The organism is Promicromonospora sp. NPDC023805 (assembly GCF_040639635.1).
Classification (GTDB): Bacteria; Actinomycetota; Actinomycetes; order Actinomycetales; family Cellulomonadaceae; genus Promicromonospora.
The window spans coordinates 582,906-605,174 of record NZ_JBFAAH010000001.1 but is presented as its reverse complement, the minus strand read 5'-3'; the positions used below and the strand labels follow the sequence as shown (position 1 = coordinate 605,174).

Here is a 22,269-nt window from a genome sequence, read left to right as displayed (position 1 = left end):
ATAGGTTTCTGCTGACAATCGATAGGGGTGGTGGCCGTGAACGTTCTTGCGACAGGCCTGCTGAGAGTGGTCCTCGTCTTCATGTTCCTGGGTGTCCTGCTGGCCCAGCTGTGGGTGCTCCCCGATATCTCGGGGTCCCTCGCGGCCCAGTACCCGGAAGCGGCGCACATCGCCTCGCCGACCCTGGTGACCGCGATCCTCGCTCTGGTGGCCGCTCAGCTGGTCCTCGCCTGCGTGTGGCGGCTGCTCACGCTGGTGCGCCGCGACACCGTCTTCTCGACCGAGGCCTTCCGCTGGGTCGACGTGATCATCGGTGCCGCGGGCGGCAGCGGCGTGCTGGCGCTCGGCCTCCTGCTCTGGCTGTCCGTGCAGACCACGGAGACCGGCCTGCAGCCGGGCGTCGCCCTCCTGCTGCTCGGAGGCGCGGTGCTCGCTGGCGGCATCGCACTCCTCGTCGGCGTCCTGCGTTCCCTCCTGGCGAAAGCCGTGGGGCTGAAGGGCGAGGCGACCACCCTGCGAGCCGAGCTCGACGAAGTGGTCTGATGCCGATCATCATCGAGATCGACGTCATGCTCGCGCGCCGCAAGATGTCGGTGGGGGAGCTCGCCGAGCGGATAGGGATCACGCCGGCCAACCTCGCCGTCCTGAAGAACGGCCGCGCCAAGGCGGTGCGCTTCACAACGCTCGACGCGCTGTGCACGGTCCTCGACTGCCAACCGGGCGACCTGATCCGTCAGGTGCCGGACGGCGCCACGAACGCAGAGGCCTGACGCGTGAGGATCCCGCCCGAGCGGGATCCCCACGTGGACCTGGCTGACGATCGGCCGGAGATCAGCCGGAGACGTTGCCCTGCACGCGGTAGCCGGCACCGTCGCCGGAGATCAGGACGTCGATCGGCTGCGGCCGGTACGGTCCCACGTTCAGCTGGGCGCTGGACATGGCCGGAAGCAGCTGGCCGAGCGAGTCGTCGACCCCCGCGAACACGTGCGCGTGGAACCCGATGATGTCGTCGGGGTCCGTGAAGGACTGGAGCCAGATGCTCAAGCCCTCCCACACCGAGACCTTGAGCGCACTGATGACGTTCTGCACGGCTGTCCCGAGGTTTGCCCGGACCTCGTTCGCGATCACGTCGGGTTCGGCGAGGAGGTTGGAAACGAGCTCACCGCCCTCGACGAGCCGGGTGAGCTCGTTGTGCAGCGCGTCCTTGAGCTTGTCGATCTGGTCCCGGATCTCGCCGAACGGCGTGGCGTCGCTCTCCAGCGCGATGACGAACGCGCCGAACACCTCTGGGAAGGTGCCGGCCATCAGCGCGTCCCGCGACACGATCTGGATGCCGGGGAAGAAGAGCTCTCCCATCGACGCCGGGACGCCGACGGAGTCGCCGGCGTCGTCGAGGTCGTCGAGCTCGTGCAGGTCCCTGCCCCAGAACACCTGGGTGCTGCCGGCCGTCCGGAACCGCGAGCGGAAACCGACGGTCACGAGGTACGGCTCGTCGCCGTCGCTGAGGAAACCGTCCTCCTGGACGTCGTCCGCGACGATCCGGTCGACGCGGAAGCGCACACCGGGCGGGACGGTGATGGGGAACCAGTTGTCGGCGACGCCGGACCACGGCTGTCCGTCGTGCCACCACGACGAGTAGACGCGCCCGTCGTTGCCGGTGATGAACAGGTCGAGGTGGTTGGGGAACCGGGCGACGGCGGCGATGGGTGCGCCGACCGGGAAGAACCCGCCGATGGCTCCCCAGTTGTCGGCGGCGCCGGACCAGTTGTGGCCCTCGTGCCACCAGGAGGTGTAGACCCGTCCGTCGTTACCGGTGATGAACAGGTCGAGGTGGTCCGGCGTCCGGGAGATGGCGGCGACGGGTGCGCCTGCCGGGAAGAACCCGCCGATGGATGCCCAGCTGTCGGCGGCGCCGGACCAGTTGTGGCCCTCGTGCCACCAGGACGTGTACACGCGCCCGTCGTTCCCCGTGACGAAGACGTCGAGGTGCTCGGGCACCCGGGCGAGCGCGGTCAGCGGCGCGCCGGGCGGGAAGAACCCGCCGATGGATGCCCAGTTGTCGGCAGCGCCGGACCAGTTGTGGCCCTCGTGCCACCAGGAGGTGTACACCCGGCCGTCGTTACCGGTGATGAAGAGGTCGAGGTGGTTGGGGAACCGGGCGACGGCGGCGATGGGTGCGCCCGCCGGGAAGAACCCGCCGATCGGCGTCCAGCTGTCGGCGGCGCCCGACCAGGCGTGGCCCTCGTGCCACCAGGAGGTGTAGACCCGCCCGTCGTTGCCGGTGACGAACAGGTCCAGGTGGTCGGGCGTGCGGGAGATGACTGTGATGGGCGCACCGGGCGGGAAGAATCCGCCGATCGGCGCCCAGTTGTCGGCGGCTCCCGACCACGGCTGGCCGTCGTGCCACCAGGAGGTGTAGACCCGCCCGTCGTTCCCGGTGACGAACAGGTCCAGGTGGTTCGGCATGCGGCTGACCGACGCGACGTGCGCGCCGGCCGGGAAGAACCCGCCGAGCGAGAACTTCCCCGACCAGGGCAGGCCGTCGTGCCACCAGCTTGAGGTGACGCGCCCGTCGTTCTCGACCCAGAACACGTCGAGGTGCTCCGGGACTCGGGCGAGCGCGCTGATTCCGTTGGCCATCATTGGCTCCTTGTACGGATGGTGCACGTGACATCGGACAGGGGGCGATCGACGCTTGCGGGCCCGTCCGGCGCCAGTTGCTCCACCACGTAGGGAGTGCTTCCGATGGCGTTTGTGCCTGTGCAGGTCAGGGGCCGAGCCCCGCTGACCGGCGTCGGCCCGCCGTCTGCTGAGGGGGGAAGATGCTCTGACCTTGCCTTCGAGCGTGCTCAAAGGCCTAGCGTCCCCGGCATGACGAACAGCAAGAAGACCAGCGAGAAGACCAGCGAGAAGACATGGCTCATCACCGGCTCCAGCTCGGGCCTCGGCCTTGCCCTTGCCGAGACCGCGCTGCGCGCCGGTGAGCGGGTGGTCGGGACCGCCCGGCGGACCGGCCGGTTCGACGCTCTCCAGGCCCGGTACGGCGACCGGCTGCTCGCCGTGGAGCACGACGTGCGCGACACGGACGCCGCGGCCGCCGTCGTGCAGCGGGCGCTCGACGAGTTCGGGCGGGTCGACGTGCTCGTCAACAACGCAGGCGCCGGACAGATCGGAGCGGCCGAGGAGATCAGCGACCAGCAGCTGCGCGACATGCTCGACCAGCACCTGTTCGGTCCGGCGGCCTACGTGCGCGCCATCCTGCCGCACCTGCGGGAGCGCGGTTCGGGCGCGATCGTGCAGATGAGCAGCCAGGGCGGGCGCATGTCGTTCCCGGCGGTCGGCAGCTACTCGGCCGGCAAGTTCGCGCTGGAGGGCTGGTCCGAGGCGCTCGCGGGCGAGGTAGCCCCGTTCGGGATCAAGGTGCTGATCGTGGAGCCCAGCCGGTTCCGCACGGCTTTCAACGCGCCGGAGGTGCTCGTGACGGCGGCCCAGGACCCGTCCTACGCGGCCGTGACCGGGGCGGTTCGCGCCAACATGGCCGACGCCGACGGCATCCAGGAGGGTGACCCGGAGCGTGGCGCCGCCGTCATCCGCGACGTGCTCGGCGCCTTCGACGCGCCGCTGCGGCTGCCGCTCGGCGCCGAGGCGGTCCGCAACCTCACGCGCGTCTACACGGAGGCGCTCGACGACGTCGAGAAGTGGGCCGGTGCCAGCGAGTCGGCGGACTTCCCGGGCGTGCCCGCGGCCGTGCGCGCGTTCTGACCGGGCCGATCTAGGGTGGCTGGCATGGCCATGGACGAGCTGATGTCACGGGCGCTGGCGGCGCTGGGGGAGGACGGTGCGCCTTCGGTCGAGGTGATCCACGCCCTGGCCGACCTCGACGCGTCGACCGAGCCGATGACCATCGCCGAGGCCGCCGCCCACCTCGACGTCTCGCCGCACACGCTGCGCTACTACGAGCGGGCAGGGCTGGTCGAGGTCGGCCGCGACTCCGCGGGCCACCGTGTGTACGACGACGCCGCGATCCGGCGCCTGGTGTTCCTCACGCGGATGCGGCTCTCGGGTATGCCGATGCGGGACCTGCAGCACTACGTCGCGCTGGTCGACGCCGGGAAGCAGACCGAGCCCGAGCGCCTCGACATCCTGCTGGAGCACCGGGACACCATCCGGCGGCGGATCCGGGAGCTGACGCTCTCGCTGGCTGCCACGGAGTACAAGATCGCGACCTACGGCGGGGCGGCTGGGCCTGACGTCCACGTCGCCGACACACGGCGGTAGCTGGTCTCGGTCTTCCCCCGATGAGCCTTGACTTGCGCGATATCATTGACTCGATATCGTTTGGAGGTGGTCATCCTGGAACAGATCCTCATTCGGAATCTTCCCGCCGGAACCAAGGCGGTCCTGGCCGAGCGCGCCGCCCGGCACCACCGGTCGATGGAGGCTGAGGCCCGCGCGATCGTGGAGGAGGCGCTCGTCGCTGAACCGACGAGCATCGTCGACTACCTCGCCATGCCGGAGAGCGACGACATCGACTTCGAGCCCGGGCGTCTGGGTCTGACCGCCCGCACCCCCGAGCTCTGATGTACGTCCTGGACACCAACGTCGTCTCCGCACTGCGCAGGCCCGACCGCGAACCTTTGGTCGCGGACTGGGCGCGCACCGTCCCGCTGGTCGACCAGTACGTCACGGCCCTGACCGTCGCGGAGATCGAGCGCGGCGTCCTCCGCAAGGAGCAGACAGACCCGGCCCAGGGGGCGATCCTGCGGCGATGGCTCGCGGAGCACGTCCTGCCGGGCTTCGCCGGCCGTGTCCTCCCGTTCGACCTGCCTGCCGCGCGGATCCTCGCCCGCTACCCTGTCCCGGAGCACGCTCCGTACGACGACGCCCAGATCGCGGCTGTCGCCGAGGCGCACGGGATGACCGTGGTCACCCGTAACCTCCGCCACTTCACGCCCCCGGGCGTTCGCGTGTTTTCCCCGTGGGAGCAGCCACCCAGAACGTAGACGTGCTCCGAGGGACACACCTTCGACCACCTACTCGGCGTGGCGGCTGAGGATCCGTCGGAAGCCAGCTTCGCTGACCACGGGGATGCCGTAGGACTCGGCCTTGCGCGCCTTGCCCGACATCGAGTCCGGGTCGGCCACATCCCGTCGTGACAAGGTCTACCGGGCTTCGTGGGCGCCGCGGCCCTGCGAGAGCTCTCCGAACGAGCCCAGGATTTCCTGCGGAGTGCCGGACAGGTTGCTGAGACCGATGCACACGGGCGTGCCGACGAGCTTGACGTTGCCGCGGCCGAACAGCCGGGTGACCGGTCCCATCCTGTCCAGGACCGCCTGGACGTCGGTCACGGCGACGCACAGGATTCGCTGGCCCTGCATCTCGTTGATGTGCCAGCCGGTCACCTCGTCCCATCGCACCCGTCCGGCCGCGGTGAAGCTGGACGAGTCGGTGAAGCCGTCGGCGTCTATCACCAGGCCCACGTCGGACCGGAGAGCCATCAGTATTCCGGCCACGGTGAACAGTCCGAACACCAGTGATCCGGCGATACCGATGATCGCGCACAAAGCTCGGTACAGGATCGACTGCGGAAGGAAACCGCTCAGGATCGACGGGTCAACGGCGAACAGGCCGAGCACCACGGCAGCGCCGGTCATCAGCGGGCAGAGAAGGAACGCGATGACGACCAACCGCACCCGCCGGGCCTTGTACAGCACTCGATCTGCCACGGTATGACCGTATCCGGAGAAAGCGCGTCCGAGACGAACGGCGGGGGTGATTCTGCCCGGCGTGATTCGGGACGATCGCAAGGTGGTTCACGGCAGCGCGCGATACGTTGGCGCCATGGCGGTCGTCCTTCATCGTGCTCCGCGCACGGACCTGCTCGCGCGGGCACTGGGGGACCTGCTCTCCGCACCCCTGGATGACCCGTTCGCGACCGAGGTCGTCGTGGTGCCCGCCCGCGGCGTCGAGCGCTGGCTCGCGCAGCGGCTCAGTCACCGCCTCGGTGCCGCGGGCGGGCAGGACGACGGCGTGTGCGCCGGCGTCGACCTGCGCTCGCCGCACTCGCTGTTCGCCGAGGTCACGGACACGCGCGACGACGACCCGTGGGCGCCCGACGCACTGACCTGGCCGCTGCTGGCGGCGATCGACGAGAGCCTCGACGAGCCGTGGGCCGCGCTGCTCGCCCAGCATCTCGGGCACGGGATACCGGGGGAGGAGGGGGACCTGCGGCGGGGTCGCCGGCTCTCCGTCGCTCGCCGCCTCGCGCGGCTGATGGCGGGCTACGCGACCCAGCGCCCGGCGCTGGTCGCCGACTGGGCCGCGGGCCGCGACACCGACGGCTGCGGACGGCCGGTTCCCGCTGACCTCGCGTGGCAGCCGCCGCTCTGGCGCGCGCTGGCCGAGCGGGTAGACGCCGAACCGCCGCACGTGCGGCACGCCGCCGTCGTCGAGCGGCTGCGGGCTGAACCCAGCGCCTTTGACCTGCCGGAGCGCCTGTCACTGTTCGGCCACACCCGCCTGGCCGCGAGCGAGGTCGAGCTGGTGGGCGCGCTCGGCACGCACCGCGACGTGCACCTGTGGCTGCCGCACCCCTCTGCGCCGCTGTGGTCGGCGCTCAAGGACCTCGGCGGGCCCGTCGACCGGGCCGCGGACCGCTCCCACGAGCGCGTCGGGCACCGGCTCCTGGCCACGCTCGGCCGCGACACGCGCGAGCTGCAGCGCACCCTGTCGGCGATCGAGCTGCGGGACGAGCCTGTCGCGGTTGGCGACGACGGCGACGACGGACCGCCGTCGACCCTGCTCGGAATGCTGCAGCACGACCTGCGCGCCGACGCCGTGGGCGACGCGAACGCACGCCCGCTCGACCCCACCGACCGCTCGGTCCAGGTGCACGCCTGCCACGGCCCGGCCCGGCAGGTCGAGGTGCTGCGCGACGTGCTGCTCGGCCTGCTCACCGACGACCCGACGCTCGAACCCCGCGACGTGCTCGTCATGTGTCCCGACATCGAGACGTACGCGCCCCTGGTCACGGCCGCGTTCGGCCTGGCCGACGTCGTGGGGCCGCAGGGCCATCCCGCGCACGGCCTGCGCGTGCGCCTCGCCGACCGGGCGCTCGACCGGACCAACCCGCTGCTCGCCGTGGTGATGCGCCTGCTGGACCTGGCCGGCGGCCGGGCGGGGGTGGGCGACGTCGTGGACCTCGCCCACGCCGAGCCCGTGCGCCGCCGCTTCGGGTTCCGCGACGACGACCTGGAACAGCTCGCGGGGTGGGCGCGCGAGACCGGCGTGCGCTGGGGGTTCGACGCCGCGCACCGCGCCGACTTCGGCCTGGCCGACTACGGGTCCGGCACCTGGCAGGAGGGCGTGGACCGGCTGCTCGCGGGGGTCGCGATGTCGGACGACACGGGCACCTGGCTCGAACGCACCCTGCCCCTGGACGACGTCGGCAGCGGGCAGGTCGAGCTCGTCGGCCGGTTGACCGAGCTCGTGGAGCGCCTCCGCGACGTCACCGACGCGCTCGTCGGCGGACATCCGCTCGACCACTGGCTCTCCGCGCTCGAGGACGGCGTCGCGGCACTCACCACCGTGTCGACGTCCGACGCGTGGCAGCTCGCGCAGGTGCGCCGCGAGCTCGCCCGCGTGCGAGACGACGCGGCGGACCTCGCTGTGTCCCTGCGGCTGACCGACGTGCGGGCGCTGCTCGCCGACCGGGTGGCCGGGCGCCCCACCCGGTCGAACTTCCGCACCGGGACGCTGACGGTGGCCACGCTCGTGCCGATGCGGTCCGTGCCGCACCGCGTCATCGCCCTGCTGGGGCTCGACGACGGCGTCTTCCCGCGCGTCGGCATCACCGACGGCGACGACGTGCTGGCCCGCGAGCCGAGGACCGGTGAACGCGACCCCCGCAGCGAGGACCGGCAGCTGTTCCTCGACGCGATCCTCGCCGCGACCGAGACGCTCGTGGTGACGTACAGCGGCGCCGACGAGTTCTCGGGCCAGGAGCGTCCGCCCGCGGTGCCGCTGGGCGAGCTGCTCGACGCCCTCGACGAGACGGCGCGCACGCCGGACGGGCGTCCGGTGTCCCAGGCGGTGACCGTCCGGCACCCGCTGCAGCCCTTCGACCGGCGCAACGTCGAACCCGGGGCGCTCGTGCCCGGCACTGCCTTCACGTTCGACCGCGCGGCCCTCGCCGGAGCCCGCGCCGCGGCCGGCCAGCGCACCCCGGCGGGCCCGTTCCTGGCTGCGCCGCTCGAACCGCTGGCACCGGCGGCGGGGGCGGACGACGGCGTCGTCCCCCTCGACGACCTCCTCGCGTTCTACCGCTCGCCCGCGCGCGGGTTCCTCGTCCAGCGCCTCGACGTCGGCCGGTCCTGGGACGAGGAACCGCTCGACGACGGGCTGCCCGTCGAGCTCGACGGGCTCGGCCGCTGGGCAGTGGGGGAACGCGTGCTGCGGGACGTGCTGTCCGGCGTCACCCCCGCTGACGCAGTCCAGAAGGAGTGGCGCCGCGGACAGCTCCCGCCCGGACGCCTGGGCTGGCGCCCCCTGACCGGCATCGCCGCGGAGGTTGGCCCGCTCGCCGACGCCGCCGCAGGCGTGCGGGCGAGCCCCGCGCGAGTCGTGGACATCGACGTCGACCTGGGCGGCGGCCGCAGCCTGCGCGGCTCGGTGCCCGGCGTGCACGGCGACCGTCTCGTGGCGGTGTCGTACGCCCGGCTCGGCGGCCGGCAGCGTCTGCAGACGTGGCTCCGGCTGCTGGCGCTCGCGGCGTCCGACGACGACAGGCCCTGGGTCGGTTTCACGTTCGGCCGGCCGACCAACCCGCGGTCACGCAAGACCTGGCAGGGGTCCAAGCAGGGCCCGCTGGACCATACGGCCGTCGACCTGCTGCGCGACCTCGTCGCGCTGCGTGACCGCGGGCTCACCGAGCCGCTGCCGTTGCCGATCAGGGCGTCGGCGGTCTACGCCGACGAGCGCAGGAGCCGCGCCGACCCTGCGGACGCGCAGTTCCGGGGCGGGCAGACCTGGACCGGACAGCTGGGGCCCGGCGGACGCCTCGACGGGGAGTGCGCCGAACCCGAGCATGTGCGGGTCTACGGCCCCAGGGCAGCGCTGCCCGGGACCGGCGCGGAGCCGCGGCCCGGCGAGGAGCATCCGGGGGAGACGTCCCGCTTCGGCGCGCTGGCGATGCGCGTCTGGAGCCCGCTGCTGGAGAACGAGAGGTTCAGCGACTGATGGACGTCTTCGACCTGGCCGGGCCGCTGCCGCGCGGCACCGCGCTGTTGGAGGCGAGCGCGGGCACCGGCAAGACCTTCGCGATCGGCGCGCTCGTGACCCGGTATGTCGCCGAGGGCGTCGTACCGCTCGACCAGATGCTGGTGGTGACCTTCGGCCGCGCCGCGACCCAGGAGCTGCGCGACCGGGTGCGCGGCGCGCTGCTGCGGGCCGAGCGCACCTTCGCCGCCGCCCTCGCCGGCAACGACACCGGCCCGGTCGATGAAGTCCTGGCGGCGCTGCTCGACGTCGACGACGCCGAGCGGGCCGTCCGGCACCGGCGGCTCGCGGACGCCCTGGCCGCGTTCGACCACGCCACCATCGCGACGATCCACCAGTTCTGCCAGCTCGTGCTGCGCTCGCTCGGTGTCGCCGGGGACACCGAACCCGGCGCAGAGCTGGTCGAGTCCCTGACCGAGCTCACCGTCGAGGTCGTCGACGACCGCTACCTCCAGCGCTATGGCAGCGCCCCCGAACCGCCGCCCTTCGACCGGGCCTGCGCCCTCAAGGTCGCCGTCGCCGCCGTCGAGGACCCGCGCGCGGTGCTCGCCGACGCCGACCCGGCCGACGCCGTCGGCTCGGCACGCGTGTCCTTCGCCCGCGAGGTGCGCGCCGAGATGGAGCGGCGCAAGCGGCGTCTCGGGATCCTGTCGTACGACGACCTGCTCGGGCGGCTGGCCGACGCCCTGGACCCGACGACTGCAGACGGCGGGGTCGCCGTGGGCGCGCGCATGCGCGAACGCTGGAAGGTGGTGCTGGTCGACGAGTTCCAGGACACCGACCCGGTGCAGTGGCAGGTGCTGGAGCGGGCCTTCGGCGCGGGGCTCGCACGGGAGGACGCACAGGCGCAGACGCAGGCGATGGTCCTGGTCGGTGACCCCAAGCAGGCCATCTACGCCTTCCGCGGCGGCGACGTCGTCGCGTACCTCGACGCCGCCCGGGGCGCCGCCACCCGGGCGACGCTGGGCAGCAACTGGCGTTCGGACGCGCCGCTGGTCAAGACCCTGGGGGTGCTGCTGGGCAACGCGGCGCTCGGCCACGCGGAGATCGTGGTGCATCCCGTGACGGCCGAGGGCGGGGACAGCCGGCTGGCCGGAGCGCCGAACCCGGCGCCGTTCCGGCTGCGGCAGGTGCTGCGCGAGGGGCTGCCCAAGGTCCGGAGCAGCGCGATCCAGGTCGGGGCCGCGCGGCAGCACGTCGCGAAGGACCTCGCCGCCGACGTCGCTGGGTTGCTCGCCTCGGGCGCGATGTGGGACGGGCGCCCGCTGGTGCCGGGCGACGTCGCCGTCCTCGTCTCGGCGCGCGTGCACGGCCGGCTCGTCCAGGACGCGCTCGCGGAACGCGGCGTCGCGGCAGTGATGCCCGGTGGCGACGTGTTCGAGACGCCCGCCGCCGATGAGTGGCTGACGCTGCTGGAGGCGCTGGAGTCCCCGCACCGTTCGGGCCTGGTGCGCGCGGCAGCCCTCACGTCGTTCCTCGGCCGCACTGCCGCCGACCTCGACGAGGGGGGCGAGGCCCTGACCGCCCACGACGCCGACACCCTGCGTGGCTGGGCGATCCTGCTCCGGCACCGGGGTGTGGCCGCCCTGTTGGAGGCCGCCGAGGAGCGCGGGCTGAGCGGCCGGGTGCTGGCTCAGGCCGAGGGCGAGCGGCTGCTGACCGACGTCCGCCACCTGGGGCAGCTCCTGCACGAGGTGAGCGTCACCGAATCGCTCGGCCTGACGGCCCTGCTCGCCTGGTTCCGCGACGAGCGGCGCCGCACGGGCACCGCCGAGCGGCCGCGGCGCCTGGACTCCGACGCCGCGGCCGTGCAGATCGTCACGGTGCACGGCAGCAAGGGCCTGCAATATCCGGTCGTCTACCTGCCGTTCGGCTACGACAACTACTCGCGGCCGGTCGAGATCGCGCTCTATCACGACGACCGCGGCGCACGCACGATCGACGTCTCCGGCTCCGGCGCGCACTGGGACGCTCACTGCGCCGCGCACCGCGCGGAGGAGGACGGCGAGGAACTCCGCAAGCTCTATGTGGCACTGACCCGCGCGCAGTCGCAGGTCGTGGCGTGGTGGGCGCCGACGTCGAGCACCCCGACCAGCGGGCTGCACCGCCTCCTGTTCGGCCGCACCCCTGGCACGCGCGAGGTGCCGGGCACACAGCCGATCAAGGACGACGACTACGCCACGCGCGTCCTGGGGCTGCTCGAGGAGCTGGGCGGGCCTGCTGCCGAGGTCGCGGAACCCGCAGAGGCGTCGGCACCCGCGCCGGCGGACGGGCACCCGCCGTTCGAGGCGCGCGCCTTCGACCGTGCCGTCGACACCGAGTGGCGGCGCACCTCCTACAGCGGCCTCATCGCGGCCGGTGACGACGCACCCCACGTGGGCAGCGAGCCCGAGGCCGCGGGCAAGGACGACGAGTCGGCCGCCCTGGAGCCCGACGTCTCCGAGGTCGAGGAGCCGCCAGTGCCCGACGGCGGGACGTCGCCGATGGCCGACCTGCCCATGGGCGCCGCGTTCGGGTCGCTGGTGCACGCCGTGCTGGAGGACGCCGACCCGTTCGCGCCGGACCTGCGCGCCGAGCTGCTGGAGCACGTCACGGAGCAGCTGCGCTGGTGGCCCGTGCAGGCTGACCCCGCCGCGATCGCCGAGGGTCTCCTGCCGCTGCACCGCACGCCGCTCGGCCCGCTGGGCGGCGGCCTGACGCTGGGCGAGATCGGCCTGCCGGACCGGCTGCGGGAGCTGACGTTCGAGCTGCCGCTGAACGGCGGCGACCTCGGTGCCGACCTGGGCGGCCGAGGCCGGGCCGAGGCAAGACTGGGCGACCTCGCCCCGCTGCTGCGCACCCACCTGCCGGCCGACGACCCGCTCGCCGCCTACGCCGACCGGCTCGCACAGCCCGCACTCGGGGACCAGACGCTGCGCGGCTACCTCACCGGCTCGATCGACGTAGTCCTGCGGCTGCCGTCCGGGCGGTTCGTCGTCGTCGACTACAAGACCAACTTCCTCGGCCCCGCCGTCGCCGACTACTCACGGGACCGGATGGCCGAGGCCATGCTGCACTCGCACTACCCGCTGCAGGCCCTGCTGTACGGCGCGGTGCTGCACCGCTACCTGCGCTGGCGGCTGCCCGCCTACGACCCGGACACCCACCTGGGCGGGGCGCTCTACCTCTTCGTGCGCGGGATGGCGGGGCCGGACACCCCCGACTCGGGCGGCGGCTCCGCTGCGAACGGCAGCCCCGCGGGCGTCTTCTCGTGGCAGCCGCCGACGGCGCTCCTGGTCGCGCTCTCCGACCTGCTCGCCGGAGCCGCAGGGGAGCAGGCCGCATGACGCCCGCCATCGAGCGCTGGACCAGCGACGACCCCCACGACGCCCGCCGGGCACTCGGCGCGACCGGGCTCCTGCGCACCTTCAATGACGCCGGCGTGCTCACCGCCGCCGACGTGCACGTCGCACGCCGCACGGCCGACGTCGTCGGCGAGGACGACGAGACCGTGCGCCTCGCCGTGGCGCTCGCGGTGCGGGCGGTGCGGCAGGGGTCGGTCTGCGTGGACCTGGGTGGGTTCGACGGCGACGGCGACGGACCGGACGGCGGCGACGGCGTGGGCGCGGCCGGGGCCCCGGCCGACGCGCCGCCCCTGCCCTGGCCCGCCGCCGACGGCTGGCTCGACCGCGTAGCGGCCAGCCCGCTCGCCGAGCGGTCGGTCGTTCGGGCCGACCTCGGCCTGCTCTACCTCGACCGGTACTGGCGCGAGGAGCGGCAGGTGCGCGACGACGTCGTCGCCCGGCTGGCGGCACCCGCTCCGGCGGTCGACGACGCACTCCTCGAGGACAGCGCCGCGCGGCTGTTCCCGGGCGACGCCTACGCCGAACAACGCGTGGCGGCGCTGTCCACTGCCCGCCGTCTGACCACCGTGCTCACCGGCGGCCCCGGCCGCGGCAAGACGACGACCGTGGCGGGCCTGCTCGCGCTGCTCGCGGAGCAGGCCGAGCACGCGGGCGGACGTCGCCTGCGCATCGCGCTCGCCGCGCCGACCGGCAAGGCCGCCGCGCGCCTGCAGGAGGCGGTGGCCGACTCGCTCGACGCGCCCCCGGAGGCCGGGCGGCCCGAGTTCATCAACGACGACCGGCGCCGGCTCGCCGGGCTCCAGGCGGGCACGCTGCACCGGCTGCTCGGCCGGCGGCCCGGGTCGAGCACCCGGTTCCGGCACGACCGCTCCAACCGCCTGCCCCACGACGTCGTGGTGGTCGACGAGACGTCGATGGTCTCGCTCACGCTCATGGCCCGGCTGCTGGAGGCGGTTCGCCCCGACGCGCGGCTCGTGCTCGTGGGCGACCCCGACCAGCTCGCGTCCGTCGAGGCCGGTGCGGTGCTCGCCGACCTCGTCGCCGGGCTGGGCGAGCGCGACGGCGGCGTCGTATCGGCCCTGGTCACCGACCACCGTTCGGAGAGCAGGGCGATCACGCGGCTGGCCGCCGCGATCCAGGACGGCGACCCGGACGCGGTGCTCGCCGAGCTGACCGCGGGCGACGACGCCGTGGAGCTCGTCCACCCCGACGACGCGGCCGGGCTCGCGGCCCTCCAGGACGAGCTGACGCGGCACGCCGTCGACGTCCGCGGCCTGGCGCTGGCGGGCGACGCGGACGGGGCGCTCCAGCTGGCCGAACGGCACCGCTTGCTGTGCGCCCACCGCGAGGGCCCGTGGGGTGTGGCGCACTGGAATCGGCTGGTCGAGCGCCGGCTCGGCGAAGCCTCCGGCGCCTACCTCGGCGCCGCGGTAGGCACGGAGTGGTACGCGGGGCGGCCGGTGCTGATCACCGCCAACGACTACAGCCTTGGCCTGTTCAACGGCGACACCGGGGTGGTGGTGGCTGACGGCGAGACCCTGCGCGCCCATATCGGCGGCGACGTGTCGTTCGCGGTCTCCCGCCTGGGCGACGTCGAGACGCTGCACGCCATGACGGTGCACAAGAGCCAGGGCAGTCAGGCCGAGGAGGTGACGGTGCTGCTGCCGGACGAGACGTCGCCGCTGCTCACGCGCGAGCTGTTCTACACGGCGGTGACGCGGGCGCGGCGACGGGTCCGGGTCGTCGGGACGCCGGAGGCGGTGCGGGCGGCCGTGCTGCGGCGGGCGCGCCGCGCGAGCGGGCTGGCGGAGCGGCTGCGGGGTGACGTTCCGACGGAGTAGGCCCGAACGGAGTAGGCCAACAGGGGGAGAGGCAGTGGAATATCAGCCTCCGGGGGGAGGACGTAGGTACCACCACCTGCCTACGTTAGGGGCATGGCAAACACCGCACCGGACGATCAGAGCGGCAACCGCACCGCGTCGCCCGCCGGCCGGAACTGGGGCGCCGGCATCGCGCTCGGTATGAGCATCGGGATAGCCCTCGGCCTGGCGCTGGACAACCTCGCTGTCGGCATCGCGCTCGGTGCGGCGTTCTTCCCGGTGTTCGCGATGGTGCGGGCCACTCCCGCGCCCGAGGACGACGTCACCGGCGACGGCACGAGGCCGCCCGGCGGCGACACCTGACGGGACGGGCGACGGCGCGGTCGAGCCTTCAGCGCTGAAACGCCCAGGCGACCATCAGCGGGAACTCGGCCTGCCAGAACGGGTCGCCGTGGTCCCCGGGCCACTCGGTCATGACGACGTCCGCGCCGGCGTCGAGCAGTGCATCCGCCCACCACGACGCCGCCGCACCGGCCCCACGATGTCCGTCAGGACGTCAGGGAGGTCGACCAGTAGTACCAGGTGGAATCTTCCTGCAGCCGGTCGCTGTAGACGGCCCGACCTGCCCCCGGCGACGTTCGGAGGCTCGTACCCAGGCCGTTCTTGAAATTCCCGAAGGCCTCGAATTCGTCGCCGTAGTCGAAGCTCCAGCGCTGTCCCGGGGCGCCGGAGTCACAGGTGAAGCTCGTCCACACCGCGTTCGCGTGCGTGGTGCCGGACTCGATGTCCGTCATCAGGCAGCGGCCGCTGATACGGCTGGCCAGCATCCGGCGACCGCCGGAGTCGGCAGTCCCGATCCAATACCAGTCCTGTGACGGGTCGCCGCTCACACAGGCGGTTTCGAAGACCGAGCCGGACGCCGTCGACTCGAGGCAGCCACGGACCGCGTTGTCGAACGTCCAGTACGTCGTCGCCGCCGTGGCCGTGGGGGTCAGGGGCGAGAGGCCGAGAGCGACCACAAGCCCGGCGCCGAGAGTCGCCGCGGTACTCGCGCGCAGGGCCTTGCGTAGATTCATCGTGACGTGCATCGAAGGTGCCTTTCGGTTCGTGACCAGGTGCGATGCAACGTAGCGTACGGACCCGCGAGGGCCGCGCGTTACAGCCAGCGGAGCAGTCGGTGTCGAGGACGACAAGCCTTCGGGGGCGGCACGAACGCGCCGCCCCCGAAGGTGTGTGCGGGTCAGGCAGCGCCGGTGACGGCGCTGCCGTTACGGGTGACCGTGTACTCCAGGGTCTGGCCGCTCCGGAAGTGGAACGTCAGGGACACGGGCTCGCCGTCCTTGAGGCTGTCCAGGTAGCGCTTGGTCAGCGTGATGGTCCCGGCCTCGTAGTCGGGCCGGAAGTCGTCCCAGAACTCCGGGAACGTGGTCCAGTTGTGGTGCCCGGCCCCGGTGCCGTCGTCGTACACCGACTCCATCGTGGCGAGCTGGTTGCCGTTGAACGTAGCCGGGATCACCAGCGACTCGTTGGTGCCGGCGGCGCCCTCAATGGCCGGGTCCTCTGAGGTGATCACGTGCAGCTTCCACGGCATGCCGCCGGAGAAGACGACCTGCAGCTCCGCGCTCGACCCGATCTCCCGGTCGCCGAGGACGCTTTTCAGCAGCTTCGCCTTGAGCGTGAGCTTGTTGCCGTACCGGGTGTAGTCGCTGCCGGACCGCAGCGTGGTGTTCCCGAACTTCAGCTTCTTGAACTTGAGGCCGTTGAGGTTCAGAGTGACCGAGCGGTCTTTGATCTTGCCGGACGAGTCGACGAACACGAGGTCGGACGACGCGGTGCCCGAGCGACCGGTCCAGCCCCTGGTGATGTAGCCGAACTGCTCCTCGTCGCGCCACTCGCGCATGAAGCGGTCGAAGTGCGTGCCGTTGTCCCACCACATGGTCGTGATGCCAGAGGTGCGGGCCAGGTGGCCGAAGTGCTCGAAGAACTTCAGGTACTCGCCGCGCTCGACCTTGTTGTCGTAGTTGTCGAGCAGGCCGTACTCGCCGATGATGACCGGGATGCCCTTCGAGACGAAGGTGTCGACCTGGCTCTGGAAGCTCTCCTCCAGCAGGCCCTGCACCTCCTCGTTATAGGTGGTGTAGCCGGCGACGTTGACGCTGAACGGCCAGAACCCGTAGTTGTGGGTGGTGGCGGCCAGCATCGGGTCGTCGAGCGCCTCGATCTCGGCGGCGAGAGCGTCCATGTGGACCTGGTCGGCTCCGGTGTTGATCGTCGGCAGGACCAGCAGGCGATCGGCGTTCTCGCCTCCCGAGGAGCGCACGATCTCGTGGAACGAGCTGTTCAGCTCGGCGATGTGACGGTGGCTCTCCTCGTTGCCCGAGGTGCCGGTGAAGCTCACCTCGTTGACCGACTCGAACATCAGCTCACGCGGGTAGTCCTTGAAGGCGTCCGCGATCTGGGTCCAGGTGGCGTCGTACTGGGCCATCACCTCGTCGTGCTTCGTGGGCATGTGGGTGAGCCACTGCCATGAGTCGTGGTGCGTGTTGATCATGACGTAGAGGTCCTCAGCCAGGGCGAGGTCCACGATCTCCTGCACGCGCTCCATGGTCTTGGGCTCGACCGTGTAGTCGGGCGCGGGACCGGTGTGGTTGCCCCAGCTCACCGGGATGCGGACCGAGTTGAAGCCTTCGGCCTTGATGTCCCTGAAGAAGGTGTCGTCGACGCGCGGGTTGCCCCATGCGGTCTCGTCGGCGCCCTCGCTGCAGCACTGGGCGTCAAGGGAGTTGCCGAGGTTCCAGCCCGGCTGCATGGCGGCGACGATCTCCGCGGCCGACGTCGGCGCGTCGGACTGGCTCCGCTCGGCCGTCTGCGCACCGGCAGGGACGGCGACGCTGGCCGACAGTGCCAGCCCGGCCGCCAGAGCGACGAGCCTCTTCCACGGGGGTCTCTTCACGGGTATGCCCTTCTTCGCGCATGGGTGGCTCGATGAGGGCGGTTGGCTCCCCGTCGAGCAGTCTGAGTGATCAGCGGCGATCGCTCGCCAGGTCGTGCCGGCCCAGCATCCGCTTCGGCGGGACCATTCCCTCGAAGCGCTTCAACAAAGTAGGGCGTGGATCGGAGCCTGCGCAAGCACCAGTTTCAAGGTGAATCCATGCAAGGCGGGTGATGTCGACGGTCGAAACCGATGTCGGCGCGTCGAAGCGCTTCGAGGCGAAGGCTGACGCGGCATGCGCCGACGCGGGCACGGCCGTCACCCCCGTCTGTCAGGGCCTGACAGACGGGCCGTCAGCCGAGCAGTGCCCGCCGCGAGGCTCGTGCCCTACCGCTTGCCCTTGTCCGCTGCCAGCTTGCGGAGACGTTCCCGTGCGATGAGGAATTCGACGGCGAAGGCCGCAGGTGCAAGGGCTGCCGCCGGCCGGGTGCCGAGTGTCATGCCGACGATTCCCTGCAGCACGATCGCGGCTCCGAAGGCGAAGCCCAGTGTGACCAAGCGGGGTCGCAGGTTGTCCCCGATGGCAGCTAGACGGCGTGCCCAGCGTCGGCCGGTGAGCCAGACGGTGAACGCCGAAATACCTGAGATCGCCGAAAGCGCGGTGACGACCACGACCCACCACCAGGGCGCGCCCACGATCGCGTGGAACAGGACGATCGCGACCGCGACCACGAACGTGCCCTGGGGCCGCAGTCGTCTCCAGTAGGCCGCGCTTTCCGCCGGGCTCTCGGTGGGGTAGCGGAACGTCATCGAGACCATCCGGTGCCTTGCGTTGGCGCGCCCTCACGGCCTGCCACTTCTGCCATAGCGGGAGGTTAGCGGACCGGGCCGGTAGACCGTCAGGGGTGCGGGGCGGGGTGCGCAGACCGAGCGTCGGCGAGTGGAGCGCGGGTCCCCGGGTTCCTGTTGTACCGCTCCAGCGACGCGTCGTCGGTCGCGACGTCCATCAGGTCCAGCGCCCAGGGTCCGGAGTCGACGTTGAGCTCCTTGTCGAAGCCCACCCACTTGCCGACCATGGTGCGGCCTGTTGGATCAACGACGAGCTGCAACGCTCCGTGGTAGACCGCTCCCTGGTAGTAGCCGTCAACGGCTGTGTGCTCCGCCCAGGTGCCCGTTGCGATCGGTCCGCGCAAGGTCAGCGACAGGGACAAGGGGGAGTCGTTGGAGTCCGGAAGGCTCTCCACGGTGAGCCGATCGCCCTCCTGCCGGACGACCACATAGTGGTGCCGCGTGATCGGACCGCGGCCCGTGCTCTCGTAGGTGTAGTGGCTGTGCCAGACGCCGCCCACGGCGAGTCGTTCCGGACTGCCCTGGCCAGACTGCTCCTCGTTCGCCATCCGGCAAGTCTGACGCAGATCGGCTCCGCCGTCAGTGGGCGTTGTGGAGTCGCGGTCGGCTGTCTGACGTCGGCTGCGTGCAACACTGCCGACATGCCGGTACCTGGGTTGCTGCTCCCTTCGCCGGTCGAGGTGCTCGACGACGAACGCCTCGATGCAGCCGGCGTGCGGCTTCTGCTCAAGCGGGACGATCTGATCCACCCCTACCTTCCCGGCAACAAGTGGCGGAAGCTGAAGTACAACCTCGAAGCCGCGCAAGCCGCTGGTGCTTCGCGGCTGCTGACGTTCGGCGGCGCGTACTCCAACCACATCCGGGCGGTGGCGGCTGCGGGGGCGCTGTACGGGTTCGACACCGTTGGTGTGATCCGGGGCGAGGCGTATGACCCTCTCAATCCGTCGCTGCAGTTGGCAGTCGATCACGGCATGCGTCTGTCGTATCTGGACCGCCAGACCTACCGTCGAAAGCGCGACCCGGACGTGATCGCAGATCTCCGTACGGAGTTCGGGGATTTCTATCTCGTCCCCGAGGGCGGCAGCAACGCCCTGGCCGTGCGCGGGTGCGCCGAGCTGGTCGACGAGATCACCGAAGAGTTCGACGTCATCTGCTGCGGTGTCGGCACCGGTGGCACGCTGGCTGGGATCGCAGCGGGGCTCGAGCCCGGGCGACGAGCGATCGGCTTCTCCTCGCTGAAGGGCGGTGAATTCCTGTCCGACGACGTTGCCGCGCTCCAGCATGAGGCGCTCGGAGAAGTGACCGCGAACTGGGAGATCAAGACCGGTTACCACTTCGGCGGATACGCGAAGTCCACGCCTGAGCTGAATGCCTTCATCGACGACTTCGAGGCGCGTCACGGGCTGCGCCTTGACTGGGTGTATGTGGCCAAGATGATGTACGGAGTCTTTGACCTGGCGGCCCAGGGCGGGTTCGCCACAGGGACAACGATCGTCGCGGTGGTCACCGGTCCTGATTTCGAAGCTTCGAGTCGTTCGTAGTACTCGCGCGCTGATGCTGGTGCACACATGGCGACTCTGAAAGCCTGGCCTGGTCCGTTGCGTCGAGGTGAGGATTCGCGATGTCTTCTGAGTTTGTGGTCCGGTTCCGTTCTCTCGATGGGCTCGACCTTGTCGGCGACCTGACGGTCCCGGACGGGTCACCGTCGATCGGCGTCGTGCAGGTTCATGGACGCGGGGTCACTCGGCACGAGGCGGGATTCTTCGACCGGATGGCAGCTGGCCTCGCTGACGCCGGGGCGGCCGCTCTCCGGTTCGACGTGCGGGGGCACGGAGAGTCGGGCGGCACACAGGAGGACCTCACCGTCGCGGGAGTTCTCAACGATATTCGTGCTGCGTTCGCCTACCTGCGGCAGGAGACCGGCGTGGAGCGCACTGCGCTGATCGGCCAGAGCTTCGCCGGGGGCATCAGCGCCTACTACGCGGCCAAGCGCCCGGACGAGGTTGCCCGCCTGGTCATGCTGTGTCCTCGAATCGACTACAAGACGCGGACGATCGACAGCCGGCCCTACTGGTCGGACGACTATCTCGACGAGGCTCACGCCGATGCTCTCACCGAGCAGGGCTTCCTCCAGTACGCCCCGACCTTCCGCCATGGGCGGGCCTTCCTCAACGAAGTGTTCTGGCTACAGCCGCACACAGTGCTGGGGGACATCCAGGCACCGACGCTCGTGGTGCACGGCACGGCTGACACGCTCGTACCGATCGACACCTCGATTGCGGCCATGCCACTGCTGAACGCGGAATCGCAGCTGCTCAAGATCGAGGGGGCGCAGCACGGTTTCGCCGTCGACGACGACCCGACCTACCTGGATCCGCAAAGTCGCGTGTGGCAGGCGCAGGTCATCCAGGCGGTCACCGAGTGGGTGACCGCGGAGGCCTGAGAGAAGGCGGTGTTGCACTTTCGTCACCAGGAACCATGTAGGGGCATGAGACAAAGGAAAACTCTGTGGTGAGACCGAGGCCGGACGCCGTGTTCAGCGAGGTGTTCCGCGCGTCCTACCCGGATGTCCTCGCCTTCATCCGCCGTCGCACCGATCCCGCGCTGGCGGAAGACCTCGCCGCTGAGGTGTTCGCGATCGCCTGGGACCGGTGGGCGGAAGTCCCCCGAGAGGTGCGGCCATGGCTCTTCGGTGTGGCGCGCAACCTGGTTGCGAACGATCATCGCACCCAGGCCCGCCGTCGCCGCCTGGAGCTGCGGCTGGGCAGCGAGCGGGACCCGGACCCGGACGACACGTCGTTCAGCGCCGCTGCCCTGGACCTCCGGTTGGCCTGGGCACGGCTGGACGACGCCGACCGTGAGGCGATCGCGCTGGTCGCCTGGGACGGGCTCACCGGTCGTGAGGCGGCTGCCGTGCTGGGTTGCACCAGAGCCGCGTTCTCCGTCCGGCTGAGCAGGGCACGCCGACGGCTCAAGCGCACGATGGGCGACTCCGTCGAAGAACCGGTCCGTCCTCTGATCACCCCCAGCCTGACCGCTGCCTTCAAGGGAGAGCTGCCATGAACCACCTCATGAGCGATCGAACGCTCCGCCTGGTCACCGAGGCGAACCCTGTCCCGACCAGCAGGCTGAACGCGGAGGAGAGCGCTCGCGCCGAGCAGCTGCTGCAGAACCTCACTGCCGCTTCGCGGACAGCCCTCCCGGAAGCACCGAGGCGCTGGGGCACCAGGTCTCGTGCGGTGGTGGGCGGCGTGGTCGCGCTGTTGGCTGCCGTCGGTGGCGGATTCCTGGTCACCGCGCCGGCGTCGGCCGAGCAGGTCCTTCTCGAGGCGGCGAGCAACTCCGACCATCAGATGGCGGAAGGAGCAATGTGCACCAGTACCGATATGGAAACTGGGGTGAGCGAGACCTACCTGTGCGAGCGGGATGCATGGCTTGAGGTGCAGGGCCACGTCACGTTGGAGAAGCTGCCCTCGGACCGCGATGTGGTGACCCTGGAGAAGCTGCCCACCGACCCCGAGGCCCTCAGCGAAGCTCTCACGGAGCAGGGCAAGGTCACGCTGACGCCCATCGGCAAGCCGCACAGGCTGTGGACGGCCGCGACCGGCCTCTTGTCCAACAGCGCGGCCGGGCCCGAGCTGCGCGGTGCACTGTGGGAGACCATCGCCACGGTCCCAGGACTCACCCTGGACGGCGAGACGACGGATGCCATCGGCCGCGAAGGCACCGCGGTGAGCGTCGATTTCGGTAGCCAGGACCTCGGCGGCAGCGTCGTCGTGCTCGACCCGAGCGACGGCAGGCTGCTGGAGCTCCGTCAGCTCGACGACGACGGAGCAGTGCTCCGGACCGAGACCGTCGTCGAGCGGGCGGACGGCGGCTCCGCGCCGAAACCGTAGCCGCTGGTCCGCGGTCCAGGATCAGAGCCCCGAGCGGCTCTGCTGAGAAGTACTGCCAGTGCTGTTGCCCGCATCCGGTGCGGGTGGCAGCACTGGCTTTCCTCGTTCCCGCCGTCGTCGAACCGAGCTGGGGCGTCCGGCGGTAGACTCCT

General features: G+C 71.2%; 21 protein-coding genes. 14 read left to right on the top strand and 7 right to left on the bottom strand.

Translation table 11 applies throughout. The features are described from left to right. Positions 1 to 36: 36 nt before the first annotated feature. Together AB0F70_RS02720 and AB0F70_RS02715 are read left to right on the top strand one after the other, a co-directional pair. A complete protein-coding gene (locus tag AB0F70_RS02720; RefSeq protein WP_357443301.1) occupies positions 37 to 543 on the top strand; it encodes a DUF2975 domain-containing protein in 507 nt (168 codons plus the stop codon). Continuing rightward, a complete protein-coding gene (locus AB0F70_RS02715; RefSeq protein WP_357443299.1) occupies positions 543 to 770 on the top strand; it encodes a helix-turn-helix transcriptional regulator in 228 nt (75 codons plus the stop codon). Before AB0F70_RS02720 ends, AB0F70_RS02715 begins: the two co-directional genes overlap by 1 nt. Positions 771 to 831: 61 nt before the next feature. Here the strand turns inward: AB0F70_RS02715 and AB0F70_RS02710 are convergent, their stop codons facing one another. Then, positions 832 to 2,640 (bottom strand): hypothetical protein, encoded by a 1,809-nt coding sequence (locus tag AB0F70_RS02710; RefSeq protein WP_357443297.1) that lies wholly within the window; start codon positions 2,638 to 2,640, stop codon positions 832 to 834. Positions 2,641 to 2,871: 231 nt separating this feature from the next. Between AB0F70_RS02710 and AB0F70_RS02705 the strand changes: the two genes are divergently transcribed. From AB0F70_RS02705 to AB0F70_RS02690, 4 genes are all read left to right on the top strand, one after another. Then, positions 2,872 to 3,762, top strand: coding sequence for an SDR family NAD(P)-dependent oxidoreductase (locus AB0F70_RS02705; RefSeq protein WP_357443295.1), 891 nt, complete (start codon positions 2,872 to 2,874; stop codon positions 3,760 to 3,762). Positions 3,763 to 3,786: 24 nt separating this feature from the next. Further along, positions 3,787 to 4,278, top strand: a complete 492-nt coding sequence (locus AB0F70_RS02700) for a MerR family transcriptional regulator (RefSeq protein WP_357443293.1) — start codon at positions 3,787 to 3,789, stop codon at positions 4,276 to 4,278. A 66-nt stretch (positions 4,279 to 4,344) separates the two neighbouring features. Continuing rightward, positions 4,345 to 4,581, top strand: a complete 237-nt coding sequence (locus AB0F70_RS02695) for an Arc family DNA-binding protein (protein ID WP_357443291.1) — start codon at positions 4,345 to 4,347, stop codon at positions 4,579 to 4,581. Next, positions 4,581 to 5,003 carry a type II toxin-antitoxin system VapC family toxin gene (locus AB0F70_RS02690; protein WP_357443290.1) on the top strand — a complete coding sequence of 141 codons (423 nt, stop codon included), beginning with the start codon at positions 4,581 to 4,583 and terminating at the stop codon, positions 5,001 to 5,003. Before AB0F70_RS02695 ends, AB0F70_RS02690 begins: the two co-directional genes overlap by 1 nt. Before the next feature lie 30 nt (positions 5,004 to 5,033). On the opposite strand, the gene AB0F70_RS02685 is transcribed toward AB0F70_RS02690, so the two are convergent. Both AB0F70_RS02685 and AB0F70_RS02680 read right to left on the bottom strand, forming a co-directional pair. Continuing rightward, positions 5,034 to 5,159, bottom strand: coding sequence for a hypothetical protein (locus AB0F70_RS02685; RefSeq protein WP_357443287.1), 126 nt, complete (start codon positions 5,157 to 5,159; stop codon positions 5,034 to 5,036). Positions 5,160 to 5,162: 3 nt separating this feature from the next. Continuing rightward, positions 5,163 to 5,726: an STM3941 family protein gene (locus AB0F70_RS02680; RefSeq protein ID WP_357443284.1), complete on the bottom strand. Its 564-nt coding sequence runs from the start codon at positions 5,724 to 5,726 to the stop codon at positions 5,163 to 5,165. A gap of 115 nt (positions 5,727 to 5,841) precedes the next feature. Between AB0F70_RS02680 and recC the strand changes: the two genes are divergently transcribed. The 4 genes from recC (at position 5,842) to AB0F70_RS02660 (ending at position 14,803) form a co-directional block, all read left to right on the top strand. Further along, positions 5,842 to 9,237, top strand: coding sequence for an exodeoxyribonuclease V subunit gamma (recC, locus tag AB0F70_RS02675; protein ID WP_357443281.1), 3,396 nt, complete (start codon positions 5,842 to 5,844; stop codon positions 9,235 to 9,237). Then, positions 9,237 to 12,602, top strand: a complete 3,366-nt coding sequence (locus tag AB0F70_RS02670; protein ID WP_357443278.1) for a UvrD-helicase domain-containing protein — start codon at positions 9,237 to 9,239, stop codon at positions 12,600 to 12,602. The genes recC and AB0F70_RS02670 overlap by 1 nt, the downstream gene beginning before the upstream one ends. Then, complete coding sequence (recD, locus tag AB0F70_RS02665) at positions 12,599 to 14,461, top strand: exodeoxyribonuclease V subunit alpha (protein WP_357443275.1); 1,863 nt, start codon at positions 12,599 to 12,601, stop codon at positions 14,459 to 14,461. The genes AB0F70_RS02670 and recD overlap by 4 nt, the downstream gene beginning before the upstream one ends. A 93-nt stretch (positions 14,462 to 14,554) precedes the next feature. Next, entirely contained in the window at positions 14,555 to 14,803 is a 249-nt protein-coding gene (locus AB0F70_RS02660; RefSeq protein ID WP_357443272.1) for a hypothetical protein, read from the top strand. A gap of 185 nt (positions 14,804 to 14,988) precedes the next feature. Here the strand turns inward: AB0F70_RS02660 and AB0F70_RS02655 are convergent, their stop codons facing one another. The 4 genes from AB0F70_RS02655 to AB0F70_RS02640 form a co-directional block, all read right to left on the bottom strand. Next, positions 14,989 to 15,516 (bottom strand): hypothetical protein, encoded by a 528-nt coding sequence (locus AB0F70_RS02655; RefSeq protein WP_357443269.1) that lies wholly within the window; start codon positions 15,514 to 15,516, stop codon positions 14,989 to 14,991. 164 nt (positions 15,517 to 15,680) lie between these two features. Beyond that, positions 15,681 to 17,393 (bottom strand): cellulase family glycosylhydrolase, encoded by a 1,713-nt coding sequence (locus AB0F70_RS02650; RefSeq protein WP_357443266.1) that lies wholly within the window; start codon positions 17,391 to 17,393, stop codon positions 15,681 to 15,683. A 366-nt stretch (positions 17,394 to 17,759) separates the two neighbouring features. After that, entirely contained in the window at positions 17,760 to 18,182 is a 423-nt protein-coding gene (locus AB0F70_RS02645; RefSeq protein WP_357443263.1) for a hypothetical protein, read from the bottom strand. Between the two features lie 89 nt (positions 18,183 to 18,271). Beyond that, positions 18,272 to 18,769, bottom strand: a complete 498-nt coding sequence (locus AB0F70_RS02640; protein WP_357443260.1) for a hypothetical protein — start codon at positions 18,767 to 18,769, stop codon at positions 18,272 to 18,274. A 93-nt stretch (positions 18,770 to 18,862) separates the two neighbouring features. Between AB0F70_RS02640 and AB0F70_RS02635 the strand changes: the two genes are divergently transcribed. From AB0F70_RS02635 to AB0F70_RS02620, 4 genes are all read left to right on the top strand, one after another. Beyond that, on the top strand, positions 18,863 to 19,762 hold the full coding sequence (locus AB0F70_RS02635; protein ID WP_357443257.1) for a pyridoxal-phosphate dependent enzyme: 900 nt from the start codon (positions 18,863 to 18,865) through the stop codon (positions 19,760 to 19,762). Positions 19,763 to 19,842: 80 nt separating this feature from the next. Next, on the top strand, positions 19,843 to 20,664 hold the full coding sequence (locus tag AB0F70_RS02630) for an alpha/beta fold hydrolase (RefSeq protein ID WP_357443254.1): 822 nt from the start codon (positions 19,843 to 19,845) through the stop codon (positions 20,662 to 20,664). Between the two features lie 65 nt (positions 20,665 to 20,729). After that, positions 20,730 to 21,284: a sigma-70 family RNA polymerase sigma factor gene (locus AB0F70_RS02625; protein ID WP_357443251.1), complete on the top strand. Its 555-nt coding sequence runs from the start codon at positions 20,730 to 20,732 to the stop codon at positions 21,282 to 21,284. Beyond that, complete coding sequence (locus tag AB0F70_RS02620; protein WP_357443248.1) at positions 21,281 to 22,117, top strand: hypothetical protein; 837 nt, start codon at positions 21,281 to 21,283, stop codon at positions 22,115 to 22,117. The genes AB0F70_RS02625 and AB0F70_RS02620 overlap by 4 nt, the downstream gene beginning before the upstream one ends. The last annotated feature ends 152 nt before the right edge of the window (positions 22,118 to 22,269 follow it).

Coding starts and splice junctions, on each gene's coding strand:
- AB0F70_RS02620 (WP_357443248.1), top strand. CDS start 21,281: ATGAACCACCTCATGAGCGATCGAACGCTCCGCCTGGTCACCGAGGCG.
- AB0F70_RS02715 (WP_357443299.1), top strand. CDS start 543: ATGCCGATCATCATCGAGATCGACGTCATGCTCGCGCGCCGCAAGATG.
- AB0F70_RS02630 (WP_357443254.1), top strand. CDS start 19,843: ATGTCTTCTGAGTTTGTGGTCCGGTTCCGTTCTCTCGATGGGCTCGAC.
- recC (WP_357443281.1), top strand. CDS start 5,842: ATGGCGGTCGTCCTTCATCGTGCTCCGCGCACGGACCTGCTCGCGCGG.
- recD (WP_357443275.1), top strand. CDS start 12,599: ATGACGCCCGCCATCGAGCGCTGGACCAGCGACGACCCCCACGACGCC.
- AB0F70_RS02635 (WP_357443257.1), top strand. CDS start 18,863: ATGCCGGTACCTGGGTTGCTGCTCCCTTCGCCGGTCGAGGTGCTCGAC.
- AB0F70_RS02700 (WP_357443293.1), top strand. CDS start 3,787: ATGGCCATGGACGAGCTGATGTCACGGGCGCTGGCGGCGCTGGGGGAG.
- AB0F70_RS02670 (WP_357443278.1), top strand. CDS start 9,237: ATGGACGTCTTCGACCTGGCCGGGCCGCTGCCGCGCGGCACCGCGCTG.
- AB0F70_RS02645 (WP_357443263.1), bottom strand. CDS start 18,182: ATGACGTTCCGCTACCCCACCGAGAGCCCGGCGGAAAGCGCGGCCTAC.
- AB0F70_RS02690 (WP_357443290.1), top strand. CDS start 4,581: ATGTACGTCCTGGACACCAACGTCGTCTCCGCACTGCGCAGGCCCGAC.
- AB0F70_RS02655 (WP_357443269.1), bottom strand. CDS start 15,516: ATGAATCTACGCAAGGCCCTGCGCGCGAGTACCGCGGCGACTCTCGGC.
- AB0F70_RS02705 (WP_357443295.1), top strand. CDS start 2,872: ATGACGAACAGCAAGAAGACCAGCGAGAAGACCAGCGAGAAGACATGG.
- AB0F70_RS02640 (WP_357443260.1), bottom strand. CDS start 18,769: ATGGCGAACGAGGAGCAGTCTGGCCAGGGCAGTCCGGAACGACTCGCC.
- AB0F70_RS02710 (WP_357443297.1), bottom strand. CDS start 2,640: ATGGCCAACGGAATCAGCGCGCTCGCCCGAGTCCCGGAGCACCTCGAC.
- AB0F70_RS02660 (WP_357443272.1), top strand. CDS start 14,555: ATGGCAAACACCGCACCGGACGATCAGAGCGGCAACCGCACCGCGTCG.